Origin of the sequence: Bacillus sp. JCM 19034, from assembly GCF_001310635.1 — a bacterium.
Lineage (GTDB): Bacteria > Bacillota > Bacilli > Bacillales > Bacillaceae_D > Halalkalibacter.
The window spans coordinates 1-611 of record NZ_BAXR01000066.1 but is presented as its reverse complement, the minus strand read 5'-3'; the positions used below and the strand labels follow the sequence as shown (position 1 = coordinate 611).

Genomic DNA, 611 nt, shown 5'->3' with positions numbered 1-611 from the left:
TTGTTCAGTTTTGAGAGTACTCAAAACTCTCAGATTAAGTAAGAGCTTTTGCTCCTGCATTTACGATTAATGCAGCAAAAAACTTGATCTAAATATAATAATAAAAATCCGATAAATGATCTTGGAGATCGAGATGGTTTCTTTTTTGTCGGATCAATGGTGGGGGCCTGTAGCTCAGCTGGTTAGAGCGCACGCCTGATAAGCGTGAGGTCGGTGGTTCGAGTCCACTCAGGCCCACCATAAGAACGTCACGGGGCCTTAGCTCAGCTGGGAGAGCGCCTGCTTTGCACGCAGGAGGTCAGCGGTTCGATCCCGCTAGGCTCCACCAATTTAGAATACGCAAACTGATGCTAATCAGTAGCGAGGTTCTTTGAAAACTAGATCATGGAGAAACAATGTTTGTTTCATCGGTGTTTTGTGAAAACAAAACGAATGATTCAAACGAACGTCAAGAATTCAAATAAACGACCTTAATATTGAGATCGTTTTTGGCAAAGAGAACCGAGAAGGACGAGGACATGAAATTCTGGAGACTCGCAGCGTACACCCGTACGTGAGAATCGGAAGAATGAAATGGACGAAGTCATTCGAAGGTGATCTGCAGCCAAAAT

Annotated in this window: 2 tRNA genes; both read left to right on the top strand. The window is 44.0% G+C overall.

Features of this window, described 5'->3' with window-relative positions:
- The first annotated feature begins 163 nt into the window (after nucleotides 1-163).
- A tRNA-Ile gene (locus JCM19034_RS20670) sits at nucleotides 164-240 on the top strand.
- A 12-nt stretch (nucleotides 241-252) separates the two neighbouring features.
- A tRNA-Ala gene (locus tag JCM19034_RS20665) sits at nucleotides 253-328 on the top strand.
- Nucleotides 329-611: the final 283 nt, after the last annotated feature.